Genomic DNA, 19774 nt, shown 5'->3' with positions numbered 1-19774 from the left:
CTGCATCGACGGGGGAAGTGACCACCGTGACCACCGGTAGGTGGCCGGGCGACACGCCGACCGCCGCCGCCACCCGCCGATGATCACGGGGGGGCGTTGCGGGGTGGGCAGCGTCAGTGGACGGGGGTCTCGAGCGACTCACCGCGGCGCTCGGGCAGCGCCCACCCGGCCAGTGCGGCGAGCAGGAAGAAGGCGGCAAAGGCGCCGAACACCAGGCCGTTGCCGCCGGCGGCCAGCAGCGGCGGCACGCACAGCGGCGCGACGATCGAGGCGATCCGGCCGAAACCGGCAGCCGCGCCGGCGCCGGTCGCACGCAGCGCGGTGGGGTAGACCTCCGGCGTCACGGCGTAGACCGCGCCCCAGGCCCCGAGGTTGAAGAACGACAGCACCATGCCCGTGACCAGGACGGCGGTGTCCCCGGCGGCCAGCGCGAACAGCACGGCGCCGGCGGCGGAGCCCAGCAGGAAGACCACCAGCGTCGGCCGGCGGCCCCACCGCTCGATGAGGAACGCCGCGGCGGCGTAGCCGGGCAGCTGGGCCAGCGTGATCAGCAGCGTGAAGCCGAACGAGCGGACCAGGGAGAAGCCCGAGGCGACCAGCAGCGTGGGCAGCCAGATGAACGCGCCGTAGTAGGCGAAGTTGATGCCGAACCAGACCGTCCACAGCGCCGCCGTCCGCCGCCGGGAGCCCGGTGCCCACAGCTCACCCGGTCGCGCGGCCGGCACCGGCCGCGCCGGGGCAGACGGCACCGGCGCCACGCCGGCCGCCGACTCGAAGCGGCGCACCGCGGCCTCGGCCTCGTCGGTCCGGCCGCGCAGCTCGAGGAAGCGCACCGACTCGGGCAGCCCGCGGCGCACCACCACCGCGTACAGGGCGGGGACGGCGCCCAGCGCGAGGGCCCACCGCCAGCCAGCGTCGCTGCCCGGGACGACGAGGTAGCCGATCAGCGCTGCCAGCAGCCAGCCGACCGCCCAGAATGCCTCGAGCAGCACGACGACCCGGCCGCGCACCCGGGCCGGTGCGTACTCGCTGACCAGCGTGGAGGCGACCGGCAGCTCGGCGCCCAGGCCCAGGCCGATGAGGAAGCGGAACACCAGCAGCGAGCCCACCGACCAGGCGAGCGCGGCGGCGCCGGTGGCCACGCCGAAGACCAGCAGGGTGAGCGCGAAGACCTGCCGCCGGCCGATGCGGTCGGCCAGCAGCCCGCCGAGCGTGGCGCCCAGCGCCATCCCGACGAAGCCGATCGAGCCGATCCAGGACAGCTCGGTCGGAGTGAGCGACCACTGGACGGCGAGCGCGGCCATCACGAAGGAGATGAGGCCGACGTCCATCGCGTCCAGCGCCCAGCCCAGGCCGGAGCCCACCACGAGCCGGCCGTGCTCGCGGGTGAACGGCAGCCGGTCGAGCCGCTGCGCGCGGCTGGCCGAGGTGGTGGTCGCGTCGGTGCTCACGGGCGGCCGCGTACCCCGTGCGGCGCACGGTCACGCGACCTCCTCGCTGGCGCTCGTCGGCCTCGTGTCCGCCGGTGCTCTGCCCATGCGTGACCTCGCGAGCTCGGTCACGCGGCGGGCAGGTCAGCCGTCGCCGTCCTGGTCGCCGCCTTCGACCTCCTCCTCGACCTCGTTGCCGGCGTCCTCGACCTCCTGCTCGACGCCGTCGTCCACGGCGTCCGAGCCGCACGCTGCGGTCGTGAACGAGGTCGCGGCGATGGCCACGCCGGCGACGGCGAGGCGCCAGCGGCGGGTACGGGTGGTGGTCACGGGGTGCTCCCAGGGGCTCGTCTGCGAACGGGTCCCCGGTGTGCCCGCGGGGGGCGCGCTCCATGCGGCCGGCGGACTACGGTCGCCGCCGTGACGGGGCAGCTCGGAGTGGTCGAGGCCTGGCTGGACGCGGTGGACCGGGCCGACGCCGCGGTCGCCATGGCGCTGTGCGCGCCGGACCTCGAGGTGGTCGGGCCGCGGGGCAGCGTGCGCGGTCGCGAGGTGCTGGGTCCGTGGATGGCCCGCGCCGGGTTCACCGCACGCCCGCTGCGCTGGTTCTGCGGCACCCGGGGTGCGGTCGTCGTCGAGCAGGACGCCACCTGGTCCGACCCCGCAACGGGCGTCGAGCGGGGCCGGGCCGTCGTCGCGTCGGAGTTCCTCGTGGCCCACGGCGTCATCACCCGGTTCCGGCGCCACGACGACGGGCTGCCCGCCGCGCTCGCCGCCGCCGGGCTGCGGGAGTCCGACGAGGTGGCCGCGCGAGGCTGACCGGGCCGAGCGGCGGGCGTCAGGTCCGGCGGCCCAGCTCGTCCGCCGCCTCGGGGTGCTCGCGCAGGTACTGGTCGTGGGCCTCGGCGACCCGGAGGTCGTTCCCCCTGGTCTCGCCGGCGACGGTCACCGCCGCGAAGGAGACGAGGCACAGGGCCATGATGTAGAGGCCGACCGACCCCGACCACCCGGTCGACTGCAGGAGGAGCTGAGCGATCATCGGGGCGAAGGCCCCGCCCAGGATCGCGCCGAGCGCGTAGCCGATGGACACGCCGGAGTAGCGGACCGCGACGGGGAACATCTCCGCGTACATGGCCGACATCGGCCCGTAGGAGAGACCCAGCCCGATGGTCAGCAGGAACAGTGCGAGCCCGTAGAGCCAGATGTTGCGGGTGTCGATCAGCAGGAACAGCGGGATCATCCAGACGAACACCAGGGCGTAGCCGATCTGGAAGGTGCGCACCCGGCCGATCCGGTCGGAGAGGGCGCCGCCGTACATGGTGAAGACCAACCAGCCGAACGAGGCCAGCGTGGTGGCCAGGAGCACCGACTCGCGCGGCATCTCCAGGGCCCCGGTGGCGTAGGCGATGAAGAACGCGATGAGCAGGTAACCCGCGGCGTTGTTCGCCACGAAGATGAGCGCGGTGAGGACGACCTGCTTGGTGTTGCTCCGGAACAGGTCGCGCAGCGGTGCCGAGGACTCCTTCCTCCGCAGCCGCATCTCCTTGAAGACGGGGCTCTCCTCGACGGCGCGCCGGATGAGGTAGCCGATGACGATCAGGACGACCGAGAGGAGGAACGGGATCCGCCAGCCCCACGACTGGAACTGCTCCGGCGTCGTCACGGTGCTCAGGACCCACAGCACGCCCGTCGCGAGGATCATCCCGACCGGCACGCCGATCTGCGGGTACGCGCCGAAGAACCCACGACGGCCGACCGGTGCGTGCTCGACGGACATCAGCGCCGCGCCGCCCCACTCCCCGCCCGCCGAGAAGCCCTGCAGGACCCGCAGGAGGACGAGCAGGGCCGGCGCGGCGATGCCGATCTGCCCGTAGGTCGGGAGCAGGCCGATCAGGGCGGTCGCGGCACCCATCAGCACGAGGGTGAAGACGAGCATCTTCTTGCGACCCAGCCGGTCACCGAAGCGCCCTGCGACGATGGCGCCCAGGGGGCGGAACAGGAAGCTGATCCCGATGGTCGCGAGCGAGATGACCGTGGCGAGCCCGGGCGAGTCCTCGCTCACGGGCGCCAGGAAGAGCGGCGCCAGCACCAGGCCGGCTGCCTGGGCGTAGATGAAGAAGTCGTACCACTCGATGGTGGTGCCGGCGAGGGTGCCCGCGAGGACCTTGCGTTCCTCGGAACTCATCCGCTGACGGGTGGGCGGTGCGGTGGCCGTTCGAGCCGACATCGGGACCCCAGGGGTGCGACCGGGCTGTTACTGACCGAAAGGTCAGTAATCTGACGGCGCCAAGGTATCGGAGTCCGGGGGTGGGCACAACGGACCGACGCACACTGCCCACCCCGCCGCGTCCCCCGGGCGCAGCCCCCCGCTGACAGCTGGAGCACCGCAGCACTCCGGCTGTGTGGTCGACGAGGCGGTCAGTACGTCTCGCGCGGGGCGTCACCTGGTCCGGCTCGACGGACGCGCTCACGCGCGCCCCCACCGATGCGGGCCTCCAGCACCTCCTGCGGGAGGACGGCCTGGACGGTCGTCCCCCGGCCCAGCTCGCGGCCGTCGGCGTCGACGGCGCTGCACTCGCAGGTGAGCCGGTTCCCCCGCACCTCCACGCAGCGGGCCGTCACCCGGACGGCGTCGCCGACCCAGCTCGGACCGAGGTGCTCGACCGAGACCGACCGTCCGATGCCGGCCTCGCCCGGCTCGAGGTACCGGAGCAGCAGCTTCCGGCCGGCCTCCTCGAAGTGCTTGGCCATCGAGTAGGTCGCGTACACCGGGTGGACCGGTCCGAGCTCGTCGAACCGGACGGTCATCTCCGGCGTCACCACCACGTCCAGCTCGGCGACCTCCCCGACGGGGACGGCGATCACGCGGGCACCCAGCGGGCCGGCCGCTCCTCCCGGGACGCGGCGACGCCCCCGATCCGCACCTCGGTGGGGGCGAACGCGGCCGCGACGACGACGTCGCAGGCGGCCAGGAGTCCGACGCCGTGGGCACGCGCGGGGCCGCGGACGGCGACCCACACGGAGTCGTCGGCGATCGCCTCGGTCGGGGCCGAGCGCAGCGGGGCGCGCACCGCCGGCGAGGGCGCGTCGCGGTCGGCGGGGGAGTCGAGCTCCAGGGTGACGACGCCGCGCCGGACGTCCACCTGCAGGACCCGGACGCCCATCGGGTCAGGCGTCGAAGTCCACGGTGACGGCGTCGGACACGGGCACCGACTGGCAGGTCAGCACGTAACCGGCCTCGACCTCCTTCGGCTCGAGGGCGTAGTTGCGCCGCATCTCCACCTCCCCGTCGGTGACCCGCGCCCGGCACGTGCCGCAGACCCCGCCCTTGCACGCGAACGGCAGGTCCGAGCGGACCCGTTGGGCGGAGTCCAGCACGGTCTCGTCCTTGGGCAGGGCCAGCGTGGTCGACCGGCCATCGAGGACGACGGTGACCTGGCTGCTCGGGCCCTCGACGGTCTCGTCGTCGCCGCGGACGGGCTGCGGCGGGACGTCGTCGACGTAGAAGAGCTCCTGGTGCACCTTGTCGGCCGGCACGCCCAGTTCGGTCAGGAGGTCGCGGGCGTCGCCGACCATCCCGTGCGGGCCGCACAGCCACCAGTGGTCGACGTGCTCGGCGTCGACGAACGCCTCGATCAGCGCGTGCAGCCGGTCGCGGTCGAGCCGGCCGCTGGTCAGCTCGGCGTCCCGCGGCTCGCGGGACAGCACGTGCACCAGCTGCAGCCGGGTGCCGTAGCGGTCCTTCAGGTCGGCGAGCTCGTCGGCGAACATGACCGTGTTGGTGCGCCGGTTGCCGTAGAAGACGGTGACGGTCGACTGCCCGTCGCGCAGCACGCTGGCGGCCAGCGAGAGGGCCGGGGTGATGCCGGAGCCGGCGACGACGAAGACGTGGTCGGCCGGGACGGAGAGGTCGGCGGTGAAGGTGCCCGACGGCGGGAGCACCTCGATCTCGTCGCCCGGCCGCACCTCGTGCACGAGGTAGGAGGAGAAGAAGCCGCCGGGCACCTCGCGCACGCCCACGCGAGGCGCGGCGCCGACCGGCGCGCAGATGGAGTAGGACCGGCGCTCGTCGCGGTCGCCGTCCACCCGGCGCAGGGTGAGGGCCTGGCCGGGCTTGAACGCGTAGTCCTCGGCCAGCTCCGGCGGGACGTCGAAGGTGACGGCGACCGCGTCGTCGGTCAGCGGCTCGACGCGGGCGACCTTCAACGGGTGGAACTGCGGCCGGCGTCGCGCGGGGACTGCCGGGGCCTCGGCGGTGGTCACGGGTCAGATCTCCTTGACGTGCTCGAACGGCTCGCGGCAGCTGCGGCAGCGGCGGAGGGCCTTGCAGGCGGTCGCGCTGAACTCGCTCAGTTCCTCGGTGTCGGGCGAGCCGCACTGCGGGCAGGTGGCGGTGCGGCGGGTCGGGCCGAGCTGCAGCGGCACCGGGCCAGCGGGGCGGACGGGCGCCCTGCCCGGCGGGGCGATGCCGCCGGCGGCGAGCTTCCGCCGGCCCTCCTCGCTGATCCAGTCGGTGCTCCACGCGGGGGAGAGCACCGTGCGGACGTCGACCCGGGGGAAGCCGGCCCGGTGGAGGGCGTGCAGGAGGTCGGCGCGCATGACGCCCATCGCCGGGCAGCCGGAGTACGTGGGCGTGATGTCGACGACCACCGTGCCGTCGTCCTCGGTCCGCACGTCCCGCAGCACGCCGAGGTCGGCGAGGGTGAGCATCGGCAGCTCGGGGTCGGTGACCGTCTCGGCCACGGTGCGGGGATCGGTGGTGGCAGCCCGCTGCAGGGTCACGGCGCTCACCAGGTCGCCGCCGGGTGCTGCCGGGCCAGCCCCTGGAGCGTGCCGAGCAGCTCGGCCAGCTCCGGGCCGTGCTCGCCGACGCGCCCGCGCGGAGCCGTGTCGGCCGGCCACTCGGGCACCCGCAGCGTCGCCTGGTCGAGCACCTGCGTCAGCACGGACGAGACCTCCTCGCGGACGTCGGCCGGGTCGACGGCGACGCCGGCCTCCGTGAGCCGCCGCTCGACGTCGGTGGCGGTGAAGACGTCGGCCAGCAGCGGCCACACGGTGTCGGCCGCCGCCTGGGCGCGGCGGTGCGACTCCGCGGTGCCGTCGCCGAGGCGGAGCACCCAGCGGGCGGCGTGGTCGCGGTGGTAGGCCAGCTCGTTGACGCCCTTGGCGGCGATCGCGGCGAGCACGGGGTCGCGGGACCCGCGGAGGCGGGTGAAGACGGCCAGCCGGACGGTGGCGGCCACGAGGAGCCGGACCATCGTCTGGGCGAAGTCGCCGTTGGGGGCCTCGACCAGACCGGAGCTGCGGAACTCGTCGGGGTCCCGGAAGTAGGCGAGCGCGTCCTCGTCGGGGATGCTCTCGGTGGCCTTGTCCCGGGACCGGCCCAGCACGCCCACCGAGCCGGCACGGGCCAGCAGCAGCCGGGCCTGGCCGAGCAGGTCCAGCGCCACGTTGGCGATCGCCACCTCCTCCTCGAGTTCCGGGGCGGCGGTGATCCACTGGGTCAGCCGCTGGGCGAGCACCAGGGCGTCGTCGCCGAGCACCAGGCAGTACTCGCCGAGGTCGGCGGGGTCGATGTCGTCGGGGACGGTGGTGTCGACGCCGGCGAGGGGCTCGTCGAACCCGGTGCCGAACGCCCAGTGCCCCTCGCCACCGTGCGCGTGGTCCAGGGCCTCGTACACGGTCTCCTCGTGGGCCAACGCAACGCTCCCTGCCTCGTGAATGCTTGGATGGAACGGCCCGTTCTCAGGGCCCCGCTCCCCGAGGTACGAGGGGAGTGGGGGGAGAGGGGGTCCTACATGTGGGGGACGTTCTCGGGGATCTCGTAGAACGTGGGGTGGCGGTAGACCTTGTCACCGCTCGGGGCGAACAGCGGGTCCTTCTCGTCGGGGCTCGAGGCGGTGATGTCGGCGGCCTTGACCACCCAGATGCTCACGCCCTCGTTGCGCCGGGTGTAGACGTCGCGGGCGGCGTGCACCGCCATCTCGTCGTCCGGCGCGTGCAGGGACCCGACGTGCACGTGGTTGAGCCCGCGCTTCCCGCGCACGAACACCTCGTACAGGGGCCAGTCGCGCCGGCTGGCGGCGGGCGTGGGCTCGACGGGGATCTCGGCGCCGGTGGGGACCGCGCCGTGCCCGCCTTCGCTGGTGAGGCTCATGCCGCGCTCCCGGCGTGCTCCTCGGCCGGTCGCCCGCCGTCGTGCTTGCGTGCGTAGGCCGTCGCTGCCTCGGTGACCCAGGCGTTGTCGTCGCGCGCGGCGCGGCGGCGGGCGATCCGCTCGTCGTTGGCCGGGCCGTGGCCGCTGATGACGCGCTTGAACTCGTCCCAGTCGATCGCGCCGAAGCGCCAGTGGCCGTTCTGCTCGTCCCAGGTCAGGTCCGGGTCGGGCAGCGTGACCCCGAGGAACTGCGCCTGCGGGACGCTCATGTCCACGAAACGCTGGCGGAGCTCGTCGTTGCTGTGCCGCTTGATCCCCCAGGCCATCGACTGCGCCGAGTTCGGGCTGTCGTCGTCCGGCGGGCCGAACATCATCAGCGAGGGCCACCACCAGCGGTCGACGGCGTCCTGCACCATCGCCCGCTGCTCGTCGGTGCCGCGCATCATCGTCATCAGCAGCTCGTAGCCCTGCCGCTGGTGGAACGACTCCTCCTTGCAGATGCGGATCATCGCCCGCGCGTAGGGCCCGTACGAGGAGCGGCACAGCGGCACCTGGTTGCAGATCGCCGCGCCGTCGACCAGCCAGCCGATGACGCCGACGTCGGCGTAGCTGAGCGTGGGGTAGTTGAAGATCGAGCTGTACTTCTGCTTGCGCTCGATGAGCTTGTCGGTGAGGTCGGCCCGGTCGGCGCCGAGCGTCTCGGCGGCGGAGTACAGGTACATGCCGTGGCCGGCCTCGTCCTGCACCTTGGCCAGCAGGATCGCCTTGCGCCGCAGGCTCGGCGCGGCCAGCAGCCAGTCGCCCTCCGGCTGCATCCCGATGATCTCGGAGTGCGCGTGCTGGGCGACCTGCCGGATGAGCGTCTTGCGGTAGCCCTCGGGCATCCAGTCGCGCGGCTCGATGCGGTGGTCGGCGGCGATCGTGGCGTCGAACTGCTGCTGCAGCGCGGCCTCGTCAGGAGCGGGCCGTTCCAGGGTGGGTGCCGACATCTCGTTCCCTCGGGTGCGACGGCGAGCGGTCATTTACTGACCGGATGGTCGGTAATGAGTCTGCACGACGGACCTCCGCCGCACAAGCCCGCCGGGCGAGTTCTTCCGGAGGGCTTGACAGGGCCCCCGGTGGGGAGTTGATTACCTGACCATCCGGTCGGTATTTGGTGCCTCGCGCTCCGCCGACCGTCCGGCGACGACGCTGCACGACGGAGGCATCGGCCATGACGGCTACGACGAGCGAGAGCACCCGCCACCTGGGGGCGCCCCCCGACGAGACGCTCCTCGACCCGGCGGAGCGCCTGTCCGTCGACGAGCTCCGCGCCCTCCAGCTGGAGCGTCTGCAGTGGACGCTGCGGCACGCCTACGAGAACGTGCCGCACTACCGGCAGGCCTTCGACGCCGCGGGTGTGCACCCCGACGACTGCAGGGATCTCGCCGACCTGGCGAGGTTCCCCACGACCAGCAAGGCCGACCTGCGGGACAACTACCCGTTCGGGATGTTCGCCGTCCCGCAGGACCAGGTCCGGCGGGTGCACGCGTCCTCCGGCACCACGGGTCGGCCCACGGTCGTCGGCTACACCGAGCGCGACATCGACACCTGGGCCACCGTCATGGCGCGCTCCATCCGAGCCGCCGGCGGGCGGCCCGGCGACAAGCTGCACAACGCCTACGGCTACGGCCTGTTCACCGGCGGACTGGGCGCCCACTACGGCGCCGAGAAGCTGGGCTGCACCGTCATCCCGGTCTCCGGCGGCATGACGCCCCGCCAGGTGCAGCTGATCACCGACTTCCAGCCGCGGATCATCATGGTGACGCCGTCCTACATGCTCACCGTCATCGACGAGTTCGAGAAGCAGGGCCTCGACCCGCGCGCCAGCTCGCTGGAGATCGGCATCTTCGGCGCCGAGCCGTGGACCGAGCAGATGCGCCTGGAGATGGAGGACCGCGCCGGCATCCACGCCGTCGACATCTACGGCCTGTCCGAGGTGATGGGCCCCGGCGTCGCCCAGGAGTGCGTGGAGAGCAAGGACGGCCTCCACGTCTGGGAGGACCACTTCTACCCGGAGGTCATCGACCCGCTCACCGGCGAGGTGCTCCCCGAGGGCGAGCAGGGCGAGCTGGTCTTCACCTCGCTCACCAAGGAGGCCATGCCGGTCATCCGCTACCGCACTCGCGACCTCACCCGCCTGCTGCCCGGTACTGCCCGGCCCGGCATGCGCCGGATGGAGAAGATCACCGGCCGCACCGACGACATGATCATCCTGCGCGGGGTCAACCTCTTCCCGACCCAGATCGAGGAGATCGTCCTCCGTACGGCCGGACTGTCGCCGCACTTCGCCCTGGAGCTGACCACGCGCGGCCGGATGGACCACCTGACCTGCCGGATCGAGGCGCGCCCGGACTGCCCGGCCGAGCGCCGGCCGAGCGCCGCTGCCGAGGTCGCGAAGGCGGTGAAGGACACCATCGGCACCAGCATCGAGGTGCTCGTCGTGGATCCGGAGACCCTGGCCCGGTCGATGGGCAAGCTCAAGCGGATCTACGACCTCCGGGAGCGGACAGGGGCGTGAGCAGCGCAGTGAGGAACGCACGGAGGAGCGGAACGCCCCGCGGGAGCGAACCGATGACGGGGGAGCGCGCGTGACGTCCACGGCCGATCCCGCCCGGACCCGGCGCGGCCGCCCCGGCCACTCGCTGGACTCGCTGCTCGACACGGCCGTCGCGGTCTTCAACGAACGCGGCTACGACGCCACGAGCATGGAGGAGCTCGCCACGCGGCTCGGCGTCACCAAGTCGGCGATCTACCACCACGTGTCCAGCAAGGTCGAGCTGCTCCGGCTGGCGCTCGACCGGGCCCTGGACGCGCTGTTCGCCGTCACCGAGGAGCCGGGCGCCACCAGTGGTCCGGCCATCGACCGGCTGGAGCACGTCGTCCGGGGTTCGGTCCGCGTGCTCACCGAGCAGTTGCCGTTCGTCACCCTGCTGCTCCGGGTGCGCGGCAACTCCCCGGTCGAGGAGGCGGCGCTGGCGCGCCGCCGCGAGTTCGACCGGGTCGTCACCGACCTCGTGCGTGCCGCGGAGGAGGAGGGCGGCGTCCGTCCGGACGTCGACCCCGCGGTCACCAGCCGGCTGCTCTTCGGCACCGTCAACTCGCTGACCGAGTGGTACCGCCCGGACGGCGGCCTGTCCGCCGACGACCTCGCCGACGCGCTCGTCGCCACGACCTTCCAGGGCCTGCGCGCCAGGTCCTGAGACCTGCCCTGACCCCTGCCGGCCCGGGGACCACCGGGCCCCGAGGAGACCGCCATGACCCACCCCGCACCGCTCCTGGAGAGCTACGTCGCCGGCCGGTGGTACGCCGCCCCGGACGACGGGACGCCGATCGCGGACGCCGTCACCGGCGAGACGGTCGTCCGGATCAGCAGCACCGGCCTGGACGTGGCCGCCATGCTCGACCACGCCCGGACCGTCGGCGGCCCGGCGCTGCGCGAGCTGACCTTCCACCAGCGGGCCGGCCTGCTCAAGCAGCTGGGCCTGCGCCTGATGGCCGACAAGGACGCGTTCTACGCGCTGTCCCGCCGCACCGGCGCCACCGACCGCGACAGCGCCGTCGACGTCGACGGCGGCTTCGGCACCGTCCTGTCCTACGCGAGCAAGGGTCGCCGCGAGCTGCCCGACGACACCGTCGTCCTCGACGGTGCGGTCGAGCCGCTCGGCAGGGGCGGCACCTTCGTCGGCCAGCACCTCTACACGCCGCTGCGCGGGGTGGCGGTGCAGATCAACGCGTTCAACTTCCCCGTCTGGGGGTTCCTGGAGAAGCTGGCCCCGGCCTTCCTCGCCGGCGTGCCGACGATCGTCAAGCCGGCCAGCCAGACCGCCTACCTCACCGAGGCGGTCGTCCGGGCGATCGTCGGGTCGGGCCTGCTGCCCGAGGGCTCGGTGCAGCTGCTGGCCGGCAACGCGGCCGGCGTGCTCGACCAGCTGAACGGTCAGGACCTCGTCTTCTTCACCGGCTCGGCGGCGACCGCCCGCAAGCTGCGGAGCACCCAGTCGGTGGTCGCCAACTCGGTGCGGTTCAACGCCGAGGCCGACTCGCTCAACTGCTCCGTGCTCGGGCCCGACGCCACCCCGGACACCCCCGAGTTCGACCTGTTCGTCGACCAGCTGGTCACCGAGATGACCGTGAAGGCCGGGCAGAAGTGCACGGCCATCCGCCGGGCGCTCGTGCCGCGCGGGCTGGTGGACGACGTCGTCGACGCCACCCGGGGGAAGCTCGCCGAGGTCGTCGTCGGCGCCCCGGGTGCGGACGGCGTCACGATGGGCGCCCTGGCCGGCGTCGACCAGCGGCAGGAGGTGCTGCGCTCGCTCAAGGCGCTGCGCGGCGTCGCCGAGCTGGTCGTCGGGGACCCCGAACACTTCGACGTGGTCGGGGCCGACAAGGACCGCGGCGCCTTCCTGCCCCCGATGCTGCTGCGCTGCGACGACGTGACCGCCGCCGAGCCGCACGACGTCGAGGCCTTCGGGCCGGTCAGCACGGTGCTGCCCTACGACGGCGTGGCGCAGGCCGTGGAGCTCGCCGCGCGCGGCCAGGGCAGCCTGGTCGGTTCCGTCGTGACCCACGACGAGCGGGTCGCACGGGAGTTCGTGCTGGGCGCGGCGCACGCGCACGGCCGGATCCTGGTGCTCGACCGCGACGACGCGGGGGAGAACACCGGCCACGGCTCCCCGCTACCGGTGCTGGTCCACGGCGGCCCGGGCCGCGCCGGCGGCGGCGAGGAGCTCGGCGGCATCCGCGGCGTGCTGCACCACATGCAGCGCACCGCGGTCCAGGCCTCGCCCGACATGCTCACCGCCATCGGGGGCCGCTGGGTCGCCGGGGCCCGCCGCACCGACGACGGCGTCCACCCGTTCCGCAAGCCGCTCGCCGAGCTGCGCATCGGTGACTCGGTGACCGCCGGCCCGCGCCGGGTGACGCTGGAGGACATCGAGCACTTCGCCGAGTTCACCGGCGACACCTTCTACGCCCACATGGACGAGGATGCCGCCCGGGCCAACCCGCTCTTCGGCGGCCGGGTCGCCCACGGCTACCTGATCGTCTCGTGGGCGGCGGGGCTGTTCGTCGACCCGGACCCGGGTCCGGTGCTGGCCAACTACGGCGTGGACGACCTGCGCTTCCTCACCCCGGTCAAGCCGGGGGAGGAGCTCACGGTCACGCTCACCGCCAAGCAGATCACCCCGCGCGGCGGCGCCGACCACGGCGAGGTCCGCTGGGACGCCGTCGTGGTGAACGGCGAGGGCAAGCCGGTGGCGACCTACGACGTCCTCACGATGGTCGCCAAGACCTGGCCTCCCGCCGCGTGAGCGGAGGGGCTCGGGAGCCGGCTCTGCTCCCGAGCCCCGTTCCTCAGAAGACCTTGGCGATGTCGCGGGCCGCTGCCATCGCCGCCTGGCGCGACTCCTCGGCGTCGCCGGTCAGGGTGGGGTGGTGGCGGATCTCGCTGATGTCGGTGATGCCGGTCCAGGCGAGCCAGTCGTTGACGTACGTGGACTGGAAGTCGCGGCCGAACTCCGGGCCCAGGGCCGGGCCCCACACGGCGCTGGTGTAGACGACGGCGGCGCGCTTCCCCGTGCCCGCGAGCAGGTGACGGTAGCCGGTGACCGGGTCGACGCCGAAGACCATCCCGGGCTGGGAGACCACGTCGATGAACTGCTTGAGGACGTAGGGCACCCCGGCGTTCCACATCGGCACGCTGAACAGCAGCCGGTCGGCGGCGGCGAAGCGGTGGAAGGTGTCCGCCGCGGCTCGCCAGGCGGCGGCCTGGGCGCCCTGGGGAGCGCCGCCGCCGAAGACGGTCATCTTCGCGGCCGCCGCTGCGGGCCCGAACTCCGGCAGCGTCCCGTCCCACAGGTCCCAGGTGTCGACGACCGCGTCGGGATGGGTGTCGCGGTAGGTCTCGACGAAGGCGCCGGCGATCTGCAGGGAGACCGACTCGGCACCGCGCGGCGAGGCGGAGATGTGCAGGAAGGTGGACACGGGGGACCTCCTCGGGAGCAGCGCGGGAACCGCGCGCCGATGTGGACTAGAGTCCGATTATGTCCTCCGAAGGTAGCGGACCGCAGTCCGCTTCGTCAACGCCGGCGAACGCCTCCGGTCGCGTGGAGCTGCCGGTTATCGGTGCACCGGTCGTGCGGGAGCGCGCCGACGCCGCCCGCAACCGGCTCCGGGTCCTGGCCGCCGCGGAGCGGCTGTTCGCCGAGCGGGGCGTCGGCGGCGTGACCATGGACGACGTCGCCGCCGCTGCCGGAGTGGGGAAGGGGACGCTGTACCGGCGGTTCACCGACAAGGGCGGCCTGGCGGTCGCGCTGCTCGACGAGCGCGAGCGCGAGCTGCAGAAGCTGATGCTGGCCGGCCCTCCGCCGCTCGGCCCCGGTGCCGACCCGGTGCCCCGGTTGGTCGCGTTCGTCCAGGCCTACCTCCGGTTCCTCGAGCGGCACCTGGACCTGGTGCTGCTGTCGGAGACGGCTGCCCCGGGGGCTCGGCTGCGCACCGGCGCGCACGCCTTCTGGCGCCAGCACTGCCGCTACCTGCTGGACCGGGCCGGGGCCTCGGACGCCGACCTGCGCGCCGACGTCCTGCTGGCCGCCCTCTCCGCCGAGCAGGTCCGCCACTGGCGGGAGGACGAGGAGCGGGACGCCGAGGGCCTGGCCGGGTCCCTGGCCGCAGTGGTCAGCGCGCTGGCGCAGCCCCGACCCAGCGGATGGGCAGGCGCTTGACCCCGCGCTGGAAGTTCGAGCGCAGCAGCACCGGCGGCCCGTCCAGCTCCAGCGCACCGGTGCGACGCAGCAGCTCGGCGAACAGCGCACGCATCTGGACCCGTGCCAGCTGCGCACCGAGGCAGAAGTGCGGCCCGTGCCCGAAGGTCAGGTGCGGGTTGGGGGAGCGGCGGACGTCGAAGCGATCGGGCTCGGCGAACACCGACTCGTCCCGGTTGGCCGAGGTGAAGGAGACGACGACCTTGTCGCCGGCCCGGATGCGCACACCGGAGAGCTCGACGTCGGTCGTGGCGGTGCGGCGGAAGACCATCACCGGCGTCCACCAGCGCAGCATCTCCTCGACCGCGCCGGGCAGCAGGGCCGGGTCGGCACGCACCGCGGCCAGCTGGTGGGGGTGCTGCAGGAGCGCGATCAGCCCACCGGGCAGGCCGTTGCGCAGGGTCTCGTTCCCGGCCACGGCGAAGAGCCAGAACATGTTCTCGAACTCCTCGTCGCTGACCTGGCCGCCGTCCTCGTCCACCTGGGCCAGCAGGATCGACATCACGTCGCCGCCGGGGGAGCGACGCTTCTCCTCGGCCAGCAGCCGGGCGTAGGCGTAGAGGTCGGGCATGCCGGCGCGGGTGCGCGGGTCGGGCATCCGGCCGTCCGGGCCAGGGGCCGGGCGCAGCGCGACGGCCGCGCGGGCCATCGCCGTCCCGCCGGTGCCGTCGAAGGCCGCGGAGGTGGCGTAGTCGGGGTCCTGCCAGCCGATCACCCGGTTCGACCAGTCGAACATCAGCCAGCGGTCCTCGGCCGGCACGCCCAGGACGTCGGCGAGGGTGAGCAGCGGCAGGTCCGCGGCCACGTCCTTGGCGAAGTCGCACCGGCCCTCGGCGGCGCCGCCCGCCATCTGGTCCACCAGCCGGGCCGCCGTCGTCTCGATCGCCCCGGTCAGCGCGGCCACCGCCCGCGGCGTGAACGACCGGGTGAGCAGCCGCCGGAGCCGGGAGTGGTCCGGCGGGTCCGTGTTGAGCATCATCCGGCGGACCCAGGCGAGGTCGGCGGCGTCGCGGACCTGTGTCGCGCCCAGCCACGAGGAGAACGTCGCCGGGTCCCGGAGCACCCGCTCCACGTCGGGGTGCCGCAGCACCAGCCAGAACCCCGGCCCGGCCGGCTGGCCGTGCAGGGCGGGCTCCTCGACCCAGGTCACCGGCGCCTCGGCGCGCAGCCGGCGCAGCACGTCGAACGGCGGCCCGTCCTCGTAGGTGGCCGGGTCGACGAGGGCCGCGGTGTCCACCGGCTCGGGTCCTCTCAGCTCTCGTAGGTGTGGAACCCGCGCCCGGTCTTGCGGCCCAGCTCGCCCGCGGCGACCTTGTCGCGGAGCAGCTGCGGTGGGGCGAACCGCTCGCCGAGGGTCCGGTGCAGGTACTCGGCGATCGCCAGCCGCACGTCCAGGCCGACCAGGTCGGTGGACCGCAGCGGGCCCATCGGGTGGCGGTAGCCCAGTTCCATCGCGGTGTCGATGGCCTCGGCGTCGGCGACGCCCTCCTCGAGCATCCGGATGGCCTCCAGGCCCAGCAGCACGCCCAGCCGCGAGGAGGCGAAGCCGGGGGAGTCCCGCACGACGATGCCGGTCTTGCCGAGGGCGCCCACCCAGCCGCGGGCGGCGTCGACCAGCACCGGGTCGGTCTCCGGCGTGACGACGAGCTCGACGAGCTTCGACGCCGGCACCGGGTTGAAGAAGTGCATCCCGAGGAGGCGCGAGGGGCGCTCCAGCGCCGCGGCGAGTTCCGTCACCGACAGCGAGCTGGTGTTGGTGGCCAGCACGGCGGCGGGACCAGCGGCCGCCGCCGCGCCGAGCACCTCGGCCTTCAGGTCGGCCCGCTCGGGGACGGCCTCGATCACCAGGTCGGTGTCCCGGCCGAGGCCGGCGGGGGTCTCGAGCAGGGTCAGCCGGCCGAGGACGGTCTCGACGTCCCCGTCCAGCTTGCCGCGGCGGGCGGCCTCCGCCAGCCCGTCGGCCACGCGCCCGCGGGCGGCCTCCGCGGCCTGCCCACCGGCCTCCACGACGGCGACGTGCGCGCCGGCGGCGAGGAACACCTGCGCGATGCCGGCGCCCATGCGGCCGCCGCCGATGACGCCCACCCGGGTCGGGACGGCGGTGCTCATGCCTTCTCCACGAGCATCGCGACGCCCTGTCCGACGCCCACGCACAGGGTGGCCGGGCCGCGCCGGCCGCCCTCGCGCTCCAGTCGTCCGAGCAGGGTCACCGGCAGCCGGGCGACGTCGCGGTCGTCCTCGCCGGCCCGGTCGGCGGCGTCGAGGACCACCTCCTCGACGGCGGCCAGGGCGCCCCCGTACCGGCCCTGCGGGGTGCGGACCCCGTCGACCGGGTGGACCTCGGTGGACCCGTGGGACATCGGCACTCCTCGGACGCGTCAGACACGATTTCCCGACCAAGCGTTCAGTTAATCAGTCGCCAGTCTGACGGACGCCCGGCGGCCGGGGCAAGCCTTCGCCCCAGGAGGGCAGGCGCGCGACGGCCGCCACGCGGGTCCCGACCGCAGGTCACGGTCGGGGCCTCTCGTCTGGTCAGGAACTCGCGGGATCGCCGCCGTCCCGGGGGTCCGCCGTCCGCCGCATGCCGGACCGGCCGGCGCCCGGTGCGGCTCCGGACTCCAGCAGTGGCCGGGTCCGCCACCGGACGAGCTCGGAGAGCGCCACGATGCTGGTCGAGCGCACCACCGCCGAGGACCGGTCCAGATCGACGAGGACCTGCTGCAGGGCCTCGTGCGAGACGGCGGCGACCCGGCACAGCACGTCGCCGCTGCCGGTGGTGGAGTGCGCCTCGAGGACGCCGGGGATCTCCTCGAGGTCGCGCCGCACGGCGTCGATCGCGCCCTGGGCGATCTCCAGCGTCACGAAGGCCTGCACGCCGAAGCCCGCCGCGCGCACGTCGACGTCGGGCCCGTAGCCGCGGACCACGCCCGTCTCCTCCAGCCGCCGCAGCCGAGCCGTCACGGTGCCGCGGGCGACCCCGGTGAGCCGGGACAGCTCCAGGTCTCCCGCCCGAGGGGAGTCCTGCAGCGCGCTCAGCAGCGCCACGTCGAGCGCGTCGAGTCCCCGGCCGTCGGTCATCCTGTCCGCCCCCCGATACCTTGAGCTGTGCACCCTGCGCAGCTTAGGGCTGGTCCCGCTGGCCCGGGTGGACAGCGCGGGCAGGAACACCGGCCCTGGTTGCGCAGTGCCGACCCGCGGTGTGTGGTGCAGGCGACACCGACGGACGTCCGGAGGAGGAGCCCGGCATGAGCCTCGAGCAGACCCTCAACGACGACGAGCGCCTCGCGCAGCTCGACCTCGACCAGCTCCGGCAGCTGGTCGGGCTCGTCGAGTACGACGCCTCCGACGACCCGTTCCCCGTCTCCGGCTGGGACGCGCTCGTGTGGGTCGTCGGCAACGCCACGCAGGCCGCGCACTTCTACCAGTCGGCCCTCGGCATGGAGCTGGTCGCCTACTCCGGCCCGGAGACCGGCAACCGCGACCACCGCGCCTACGTGCTGCGGTCGGGTGCGGCCCGGTTCGTCGTGACGGGCGCCTACGACCCGGCCAGCCCGCTGGCCGACCACCACCGCCGGCACGGCGACGGCATCCTCGACGTCGCGCTCTCGGTGCCCGACGTCGACCGGTGCATCGCGCACGCGCGGGCGCAGGGCGCGACGGTCCTCGAGGAACCGCACGACCTCGGCGACGAGCACGGCACCGTCCGGCTGGCCGCCATCGCCACCTACGGCGACACCCGGCACACGCTGGTCGACCGCTCCCGGTACACCGGCCCGTACCTGCCGGGGTTCGTGGCCCGGACCTCGTCCCACCAGCCGCGCCCCGGCCGGCCGAAGCGGCTGTTCCAGGCGGTGGACCACGTGGTGGGCAACGTCGAGCTCGGCGCCATGGACCGCTGGGTCGACTTCTACAACCGGGTCATGGGCTTCACCAACATGGCCGAGTTCATCGGTGACGACATCGCCACCGACTACTCGGCGCTGATGAGCAAGGTCGTCAGCAACGGCAACCACCGGGTCAAGTTCCCGCTGAACGAGCCGGCCATGGGCAAGAAGAAGTCGCAGATCGACGAGTACCTCGAGTTCTACGGCGGCCCCGGCGCCCAGCACGTGGCGCTGGCGACCAACGACATCCTCGCGACCGTCGACGCGATGACCGCCGAGGGGATCGAGTTCCTCCCCACCCCGGACTCCTACTACGAGGACCCCGAGCTGCGGGCCCGCATCGGCACCGTGCGGGTACCGGTCGAGGAGCTGCAGCGGCGCGGCATCCTCGTCGACCGGGACGAGGACGGCTACCTGCTGCAGATCTTCACCCGGCCGATCGGCGACCGGCCCACGGTCTTCTTCGAGCTGATCGAGCGACACGGCTCGCTCGGCTTCGGGAAGGGCAACTTCAAGGCGCTGTTCGAGGCGATCGAGCGGGAGCAGGCGCGGCGCGGCAACTTCTGACCGTGAGGGCGGCCCCTGTGGTCTCCCGCCGCGAGCCTGGTGGCGTGCTGGAACGGCCAGCCTCCAGGGTCCCGCCGACCCCTGTCCCGGGCCCCGCCCCGAGCGTGCGAGGGGTGCGGAGGACGGGGTCCTCCTACGAGGCGTGGGAGGAGGGTGGTCCTCCCTCAGCGCAGCGCGGCGCCGACCTGCTGCGCGGAGCGGACGACGGCCCGGCCGATCCGCTCGGTGTCCGCGCCCTCGTCGACGAAGACGACCGCCAGCGCGGCGCGGGCACCCCCGTCGGGCCCGAGCACGGGTGCGGCGATCGACCGGACGCCGGGGATGACCTCGCCGTGCGAGCTGGCCCACCCGACCCGGCGGGCCTCGCGGAGTGCCTCGCGGTCGTCGGGCGAGGCGGCCTCGGGCATGAGCAGGGCGAGGCCGGGTGCGCCCCGGCCCACCGGGTGCCGGATGCCCGGCCGGTACACCACGTGCGCCGGGGAGTCGTGCGGTTCGACGCTCGAGACGGTCACCGCCTCGTCACCGGCCCGGACGACCAGGAACGCCGTCATGCGCAGCTCCGCGACCAGGGCGTCGAGCCGGGGCAGCGCGGCGGACTGCAGATCGGTCCGCACGCCCCGGGCCAGGCCGAGCATCCCCAGGCCGAGCCGGTAGTGACCGGCCGGGTCCCGCTCGACGAGCTGGTGGTCCTCCAGCGTCCGCAGCAGGCGGTAGGTGATCGACCGGTGCAGCCCCAGCGCCGAGCCGATCTCGGCGATCGGTTGGGGGCTGCCGACGGCGGCCAGGTGCTCGAGGATGCGCAGACCCCGGTCCAGCGTCTGCGACTGGGGCGTGCCCCCGCCGTTGCCTTCGGCCATCGCCGTCCTCTCGGTGCACCGTGCCCTCCCACCCTACGGTCGCCCTCGGCGGGCGCCGGGCCGGCCAGGAGCACGG

Annotated in this window: 22 protein-coding genes; 6 read left to right on the top strand and 16 right to left on the bottom strand. The window is 73.7% G+C overall.

Going from position 1 to position 19774, the window contains the following annotated elements; genetic code table 11:
* Positions 1-113: 113 nt before the first annotated feature.
* A complete protein-coding gene (locus ACWIX7_RS06545) occupies positions 114-1451 on the bottom strand; it encodes an MFS transporter (protein ID WP_448620745.1) in 1338 nt (445 codons plus the stop codon).
* A gap of 123 nt (positions 1452-1574) precedes the next feature.
* Entirely contained in the window at positions 1575-1760 is a 186-nt protein-coding gene (locus tag ACWIX7_RS06540; protein ID WP_448620744.1) for a hypothetical protein, read from the bottom strand.
* A 90-nt stretch (positions 1761-1850) separates the two neighbouring features.
* Here ACWIX7_RS06540 and ACWIX7_RS06535 point away from each other — a divergent pair, with 90 nt between their 5' ends.
* Positions 1851-2249: a nuclear transport factor 2 family protein gene (locus tag ACWIX7_RS06535; RefSeq protein ID WP_448620743.1), complete on the top strand. Its 399-nt coding sequence runs from the start codon at positions 1851-1853 to the stop codon at positions 2247-2249.
* A gap of 19 nt (positions 2250-2268) precedes the next feature.
* Here the strand turns inward: ACWIX7_RS06535 and ACWIX7_RS06530 are convergent, their stop codons facing one another.
* The 8 genes from ACWIX7_RS06530 to paaA all read right to left on the bottom strand — a co-directional run bounded on the left by ACWIX7_RS06530 (position 2269) and on the right by paaA (position 8576).
* Positions 2269-3615, bottom strand: coding sequence for an MFS transporter (locus ACWIX7_RS06530; protein ID WP_448620742.1), 1347 nt, complete (start codon positions 3613-3615; stop codon positions 2269-2271).
* Between the two features lie 233 nt (positions 3616-3848).
* Entirely contained in the window at positions 3849-4295 is a 447-nt protein-coding gene (locus ACWIX7_RS06525; RefSeq protein WP_448620741.1) for a thioesterase family protein, read from the bottom strand.
* Positions 4292-4594, bottom strand: a complete 303-nt coding sequence (locus ACWIX7_RS06520) for a hypothetical protein (RefSeq protein WP_448620740.1) — start codon at positions 4592-4594, stop codon at positions 4292-4294. Before ACWIX7_RS06520 ends, ACWIX7_RS06525 begins: the two co-directional genes overlap by 4 nt.
* 4 nt (positions 4595-4598) lie before the next feature.
* Positions 4599-5693 (bottom strand): 1,2-phenylacetyl-CoA epoxidase subunit PaaE, encoded by a 1095-nt coding sequence (gene paaE / locus ACWIX7_RS06515; RefSeq protein ID WP_448620739.1) that lies wholly within the window; start codon positions 5691-5693, stop codon positions 4599-4601.
* 3 nt (positions 5694-5696) lie between these two features.
* Positions 5697-6221 (bottom strand): 1,2-phenylacetyl-CoA epoxidase subunit PaaD, encoded by a 525-nt coding sequence (paaD, locus tag ACWIX7_RS06510; protein ID WP_448620738.1) that lies wholly within the window; start codon positions 6219-6221, stop codon positions 5697-5699.
* Complete coding sequence (gene paaC, locus ACWIX7_RS06505; protein WP_448620737.1) at positions 6218-7111, bottom strand: 1,2-phenylacetyl-CoA epoxidase subunit PaaC; 894 nt, start codon at positions 7109-7111, stop codon at positions 6218-6220. The genes paaD and paaC overlap by 4 nt, the downstream gene beginning before the upstream one ends.
* A 113-nt stretch (positions 7112-7224) precedes the next feature.
* On the bottom strand, positions 7225-7587 hold the full coding sequence (gene paaB / locus ACWIX7_RS06500) for a 1,2-phenylacetyl-CoA epoxidase subunit PaaB (protein WP_448620736.1): 363 nt from the start codon (positions 7585-7587) through the stop codon (positions 7225-7227).
* Positions 7584-8576 carry a 1,2-phenylacetyl-CoA epoxidase subunit PaaA gene (paaA, locus tag ACWIX7_RS06495; RefSeq protein WP_448620735.1) on the bottom strand — a complete coding sequence of 331 codons (993 nt, stop codon included), beginning with the start codon at positions 8574-8576 and terminating at the stop codon, positions 7584-7586. The genes paaB and paaA overlap by 4 nt, the downstream gene beginning before the upstream one ends.
* Before the next feature lie 224 nt (positions 8577-8800).
* Between paaA and paaK the strand changes: the two genes are divergently transcribed.
* The 3 genes from paaK (at position 8801) to paaZ (ending at position 12938) form a co-directional block, all read left to right on the top strand.
* Positions 8801-10147 (top strand): phenylacetate--CoA ligase PaaK, encoded by a 1347-nt coding sequence (paaK, locus tag ACWIX7_RS06490; RefSeq protein WP_448620734.1) that lies wholly within the window; start codon positions 8801-8803, stop codon positions 10145-10147.
* Positions 10148-10217: 70 nt separating this feature from the next.
* On the top strand, positions 10218-10829 hold the full coding sequence (locus ACWIX7_RS06485) for a TetR/AcrR family transcriptional regulator (protein WP_448620733.1): 612 nt from the start codon (positions 10218-10220) through the stop codon (positions 10827-10829).
* Positions 10830-10883: 54 nt separating this feature from the next.
* Positions 10884-12938, top strand: a complete 2055-nt coding sequence (gene paaZ / locus ACWIX7_RS06480; RefSeq protein WP_448620732.1) for a phenylacetic acid degradation bifunctional protein PaaZ — start codon at positions 10884-10886, stop codon at positions 12936-12938.
* Positions 12939-12981: 43 nt separating this feature from the next.
* Here the strand turns inward: paaZ and ACWIX7_RS06475 are convergent, their stop codons facing one another.
* On the bottom strand, positions 12982-13611 hold the full coding sequence (locus ACWIX7_RS06475) for an FMN-dependent NADH-azoreductase (protein ID WP_448620731.1): 630 nt from the start codon (positions 13609-13611) through the stop codon (positions 12982-12984).
* A gap of 152 nt (positions 13612-13763) precedes the next feature.
* Between ACWIX7_RS06475 and ACWIX7_RS06470 the strand changes: the two genes are divergently transcribed.
* Positions 13764-14351 (top strand): TetR/AcrR family transcriptional regulator, encoded by a 588-nt coding sequence (locus ACWIX7_RS06470; RefSeq protein ID WP_448620730.1) that lies wholly within the window; start codon positions 13764-13766, stop codon positions 14349-14351.
* Here ACWIX7_RS06470 and ACWIX7_RS06465 read toward each other — a convergent pair.
* The 4 genes from ACWIX7_RS06465 to ACWIX7_RS06450 all read right to left on the bottom strand — a co-directional run bounded on the left by ACWIX7_RS06465 (position 14305) and on the right by ACWIX7_RS06450 (position 17468).
* The gene (locus tag ACWIX7_RS06465) at positions 14305-15627 is read right to left on the bottom strand and encodes a cytochrome P450 (protein WP_448620729.1); all 1323 of its coding nucleotides are present in this window, start codon (positions 15625-15627) and stop codon (positions 14305-14307) included. The genes ACWIX7_RS06470 and ACWIX7_RS06465 overlap by 47 nt on opposite strands.
* Before the next feature lie 14 nt (positions 15628-15641).
* Complete coding sequence (locus tag ACWIX7_RS06460; protein WP_448620728.1) at positions 15642-16499, bottom strand: 3-hydroxyacyl-CoA dehydrogenase family protein; 858 nt, start codon at positions 16497-16499, stop codon at positions 15642-15644.
* Positions 16496-16750 carry a hypothetical protein gene (locus tag ACWIX7_RS06455; RefSeq protein WP_448620727.1) on the bottom strand — a complete coding sequence of 85 codons (255 nt, stop codon included), beginning with the start codon at positions 16748-16750 and terminating at the stop codon, positions 16496-16498. The genes ACWIX7_RS06460 and ACWIX7_RS06455 overlap by 4 nt, the downstream gene beginning before the upstream one ends.
* A gap of 172 nt (positions 16751-16922) precedes the next feature.
* Positions 16923-17468 carry an Lrp/AsnC family transcriptional regulator gene (locus tag ACWIX7_RS06450; RefSeq protein WP_448620726.1) on the bottom strand — a complete coding sequence of 182 codons (546 nt, stop codon included), beginning with the start codon at positions 17466-17468 and terminating at the stop codon, positions 16923-16925.
* A 167-nt stretch (positions 17469-17635) separates the two neighbouring features.
* Between ACWIX7_RS06450 and hppD the strand changes: the two genes are divergently transcribed.
* Positions 17636-18841, top strand: coding sequence for a 4-hydroxyphenylpyruvate dioxygenase (gene hppD, locus ACWIX7_RS06445; RefSeq protein ID WP_448620725.1), 1206 nt, complete (start codon positions 17636-17638; stop codon positions 18839-18841).
* 164 nt (positions 18842-19005) lie between these two features.
* On the opposite strand, the gene ACWIX7_RS06440 is transcribed toward hppD, so the two are convergent.
* Complete coding sequence (locus ACWIX7_RS06440; protein WP_448620724.1) at positions 19006-19698, bottom strand: IclR family transcriptional regulator; 693 nt, start codon at positions 19696-19698, stop codon at positions 19006-19008.
* Between the last annotated feature and the right edge of the window lie 76 nt (positions 19699-19774).

This window comes from Geodermatophilus sp. URMC 65, from assembly GCF_053502545.1.
This window is presented reverse-complemented; position numbering and strand designations above follow the sequence as displayed.